Annotated in this window: 2 protein-coding genes and 1 pseudogene; 2 read left to right on the top strand and 1 reads right to left on the bottom strand. The window is 38.1% G+C overall.

Annotated elements, in window-relative coordinates; all coding sequences use genetic code 11:
* Positions 1-198: 198 nt before the first annotated feature.
* Positions 199-3,279, bottom strand: coding sequence for a DUF4407 domain-containing protein (locus tag F6K20_RS26005; protein WP_008182783.1), 3,081 nt, complete (start codon positions 3,277-3,279; stop codon positions 199-201).
* A gap of 398 nt (positions 3,280-3,677) precedes the next feature.
* Between F6K20_RS26005 and F6K20_RS26000 the strand changes: the two are divergent.
* Together F6K20_RS26000 and F6K20_RS25995 are read left to right on the top strand one after the other, a co-directional pair.
* A pseudogene (locus F6K20_RS26000) lies at positions 3,678-3,882 on the top strand (IS982 family transposase); the annotation flags it as partial.
* A 45-nt stretch (positions 3,883-3,927) separates the two neighbouring features.
* Positions 3,928-4,095 (top strand): hypothetical protein, encoded by a 168-nt coding sequence (locus F6K20_RS25995; protein ID WP_207554299.1) that lies wholly within the window; start codon positions 3,928-3,930, stop codon positions 4,093-4,095.
* Positions 4,096-4,365: the final 270 nt, after the last annotated feature.

Genomic DNA, 4,365 nt, shown 5'->3' with positions numbered 1-4,365 from the left:
AATACTTGTTTATGATCCTCTGACCCATTGCATTCCCATGTGGGTACTATAGCAAAGGAAGTATTGTTTAAGACATCGTCTTTTGATTGAAAGGGAGCAGGGAGCAAGTAATAGGCAAGCTAGCAAGAGGCAAGAGGTAAAAAATCCTGTGTACCTGATTAGGATAGAAACGCTATAGTCTTATTTTGTTTTTGTAATTTATTGTTCAAACTCCTGAATTTTTTTCATGTATTTTTTTGATGCTCCTTCAGATAATTGAAGTCTTTGTTCTTTTTTAATGCGGAAATATTCATTATAAATTTCCTGACTTTCTTTCTGCTCAAGTAAATAATCATAAGGACCTTTGCCAGACAAAAGTTTAACTAATATAGGTGAGATTTCAATAGTGACGAATAAGGCAGTGATTAGCCAATTAATATTACGAATATTCGGATCGTCTTTAGATAGTTCTTCTAAAGCAACAAGACGGGCTAAGAAGCCATCTGATTCTTTGTCAATTTCTTGATTCAGTTGTTCTAAGTTACTCTCTGGTGACTGCAAAATCAGGTTACGTTCTTGCCTAAGCTTATCTATTTGTTCCTCTTTCTCCTTAACTTTATTATCTAATTCAATAAATTGTTGTTTTATTTCATCTGCATAATTTCGTTTGTCTTTATAAACAATTCCTTTTCCAAATTGGCCTGTTCCCTGTGTACCTTCTGCTTCTGCATTAGCAACATTTTCGGCGTCTTCCCATTCATTTTTGTACTTGTTTTTTTCTTGATTTAAGGCTTTAATTTCTTGTTCTAATTCTTTTATTGGTTCGCTAACTTTTTCTTTTCTTGCATCATCTTTTTGTTGTTTTATTTTCTGATTAATTTCTTTTTCAAAAAGCCTCAATTCAAGGGGTTTAGCCACCACAAAGCTTAATAATAAGGCTATTACTAATCGAAGACTAGTTGCTGCAATAAATGACAATTTTAAATTTGATTCCGATTTTTTTCTCTTAGAGCTTAAAATTAAAAAACGATCTAAGTTAAAAACTATAAAACTCCAAAAAATTCCTCCTACACAAGAAGCTGCTACAGAACCGAATACTGTATAAAGAGCATAACCACCGGAAAAAATAGCCGTTGTTGATGTTAGCAAAACCGTGGTACCAATTGCTGTATATTTATATCGTTCTGTCAAACATTCTTTTTGGGCCAAAATATGATGATCTGCACCAGCAGACCATAGCAATAATTTTTCTAGTGAATTTAAATTATCTTTAATTGTTGGAGCCTGTATTAGGTGTTGAAGTTCAGCTGGTAAGGCAATTTCGTTTATAAAAGTACCAACCGCTTCAACACCATAAGCATTAAGAGCACTTTTGATATTTTCTGTAGCTCGTTCCTGGATTTGATCCCGTTGTTGTAAGAAGTCTAAGACATTATATTCTTGAGCATAATTACGGAAGTAATTACCAACCATCGGTTCTAATACCCTATTCACAAGGTTTTTAATGGAGCTATATTTAACCGCACCATTAGACAAGCAGCTAAGAACTCCTCCTTGTTCCTCAAATTGCTCAGAACTATTAGCATTTGGTGAACCCACACGAGAGATCATTTTAGGAGAATTTTTTGGAGCAATATTAATAACCTGTGTGACTTCAATTTTAAAAGTAAAGCCATCTTTAGAGCGAAGGTCTAAGGTTTTCAAATTAGAATCGTAGTTGGTTGCTGGTTTATCTCTATTCGTCCATTCCAAAGTTATTTCATGGGCAGGAACTATTACTATACTTTTCACTCTTGTATTGATAGGATGTGTTCCAGCTTCTATTGGTATGTTCTGAATCCCTTTATACCCAATTGGAACGATATTAAACTGATAACCATGAGTAGTTTGCTCTTGATTTGCTTGGCTATTCTTACCAACATTTGAGATTAAAACTCCAACTGTTCCAGATTTAATATTAGTTAAAGGAACTTGTTCAACTTCCACAAACCAAGGATTTAAACTCCAAAAACCTTCTTCGATAAATTCTTCTTGTAAACCTCGATAGCCACCTTTTTCAATAAACTCCTGTGGCTCCTGAAACTTATTATGTCCCTTAATAACTGCTCCCGCAATCTCCCCTCCTGGTAAGGGCTTACCATCAAAAGTGGTAACAATACCAATTTTACCTGATTCAACTCTGTAAACTTTTAATTGTTCTGGCTTCAGTCCATATTGCTTGGCATTGTCAGTAGTAACTACTGTAAATAGTTCAGTGTTTATTCTATAGTAACCTTCAGTAAGAATTGCTCGCTGTTTACCTTGTTGACCACCGTTTTTGACAAAGGCTTCAACATTCTGAAAATTATCGCAATCTACAGCTTTACCTAGTATTTGTCCTGGTGGTAGTTCAGCACCATCTTGAGCAATAACTAGCCCTATCTCCCCTGATCGAATATTAATTAATGGTACATTGTGAACTTTAAACAACTCTGTATTAATGTAGTGAATTCCAGGAGGAAGAATTGCTAATTGGTTCCCTTGTTGACCGCCGTTTTTGATAAATGCTTCAGCGTCCTGAAAAGTGCCACATTCAACAACTTTACCAAAGTTCTGACCAAGTGGAAGTGGCTCACCATCCCTTGCTTCCACTAACCCTACTTCATTAACTCCAATTTTGATAAGTTCAACTCTCTTAATTTTGAAAAGTTCTGTATTAATTGCGTATTTGCCAGTAGTAATAATCTTTAACTGTTGGCCTCTATATCCTCCATTTTTAATAAATGCTTGAGCATCTTCAAAATTGTTGCATTCAACAGCATCACCAAAGGTTTTTCCAATCGGAAGTGGCTTGCCATCTTTCGCTTCTACTAAGCCAATTTCATAGTCATTAATGTAAGTAATTGGCCTTATTTCAACAGAAAACAGTTTAGTATTAAGGCGATAAATACCATTTTTTAAAATACCTAACTGCCTACCCCGTTGACCACCATTTTTGATAAAGGCACGACCATCTTGAAAGTCATCGCATTCTTCGACAACTTTACCAAACATTTTACCTGTGGGAAGAGAATCACCATCGTTGGCTGTTACTAATCCAATTTCATCTTTATCAATCTGTATAGCCTTTTGTATGACAACTTTATACGTCAACGGAGAGCGAAAATGTCGTCCAGGACCAAGAGTATCAACCTGCCAACCCATTTCTCCATTAAGAGCAATTTGACGATTAGATGGTAAAGGACTACCAAACTTTTGATAAACAATTCCCATCTCATCTTGAGAGATTACATAAACGCCAGGTGCCCGATCAATTGCCATAACAAAAACTCCACTTAATTAGTTAACTAGTTATTTAAAATAATAGTCTTTCCCTACCTTAATCGTTATTATTTGAACGTGAGTTCGAGGAACTGGACAAAGGTGAAAGGTAAGCATTCAGCTCTCAGCTATCAGCTCTCAGCTCTCAGCTCTCAGCTTAAGCGCTACGCGCACGCTACGCGAACAGCTCTCAGCTAATGGGCTACAGATGGTGCTACTTGAGATGCTATCAGCTAATGGCTTGTGGCCACGCTACGGTAACAGTTTCTCCCCATAGCGTGAGCCTTGGCCTATGGCCACGCTACGGGAATGGCTGACGGCTGACGGCTGACGGCTGAATGCTTACGGTGAAAGAAAGGCGCTCGACTAGATTTGAAGCCATTGAGTCTCAGCCAGCTATGACCAATATTGTATCGCGTTTGGATATCACCCGTATGTTCTGTGAAGTAGACGACTTTTTTCAGTTGTTTGAGTGTTACTGGCAGCAGTTGCCCCAATTACCTTCCATTGCAGGGGAACGATCCTGTCGCTCTCGAATGAGTCGAGGGTGAGATGATGACCATCGTGATCGCTTTTCATGGTTCTGGGTTCCCTAGATTCAAAAAGTAGTATATAAGATTACGGAATTCTGTTGGGAAGCGATTGACCTTGGCCTTTAGGCCACGCTACGCGAATGGTCACGCTACGCGATGCTCGGTACGAGCCGCTACGCGAACGCATTCTCGGGCAGTTCCGGTACATGGAAAAACAGACTTAAGGAGTGACACCGAAGCGATAAGGGAAGCGTACCCATTCTCGGCCAGGGTAAACGCCTAGAAATTTGGATCAAAAGTTACAGCTAAAAGGTAAACCATAGTATGCCCAATAGTAATCCTTGTTGACGATTTCTTGGGAAAGAATAGAAATTCAATAATTCACAAATTAGAAATTTTGTCAAGCACATTTAGAGGGAGCAGGTCAGTTTTGTAAGAACAAAAGTACTATTAAGCCCTAAAACTTGGAAGTTTTGAGGTAAGCATTCAGCCGTCAGCTAATGGGCTACGCGCACGCTGCGCGAACAGCTAATGCGCGTAGCCCATTAGCTGA

The sequence above is a fragment of the Moorena sp. SIO2C4 genome (assembly GCF_010672485.1).
GTDB classification, from domain to species: domain Bacteria; phylum Cyanobacteriota; class Cyanobacteriia; order Cyanobacteriales; family Coleofasciculaceae; genus Moorena; species Moorena producens.
Note: the sequence above shows the minus strand (reverse complement) of the source record. Positions and strands in the feature narration are given on the sequence as shown.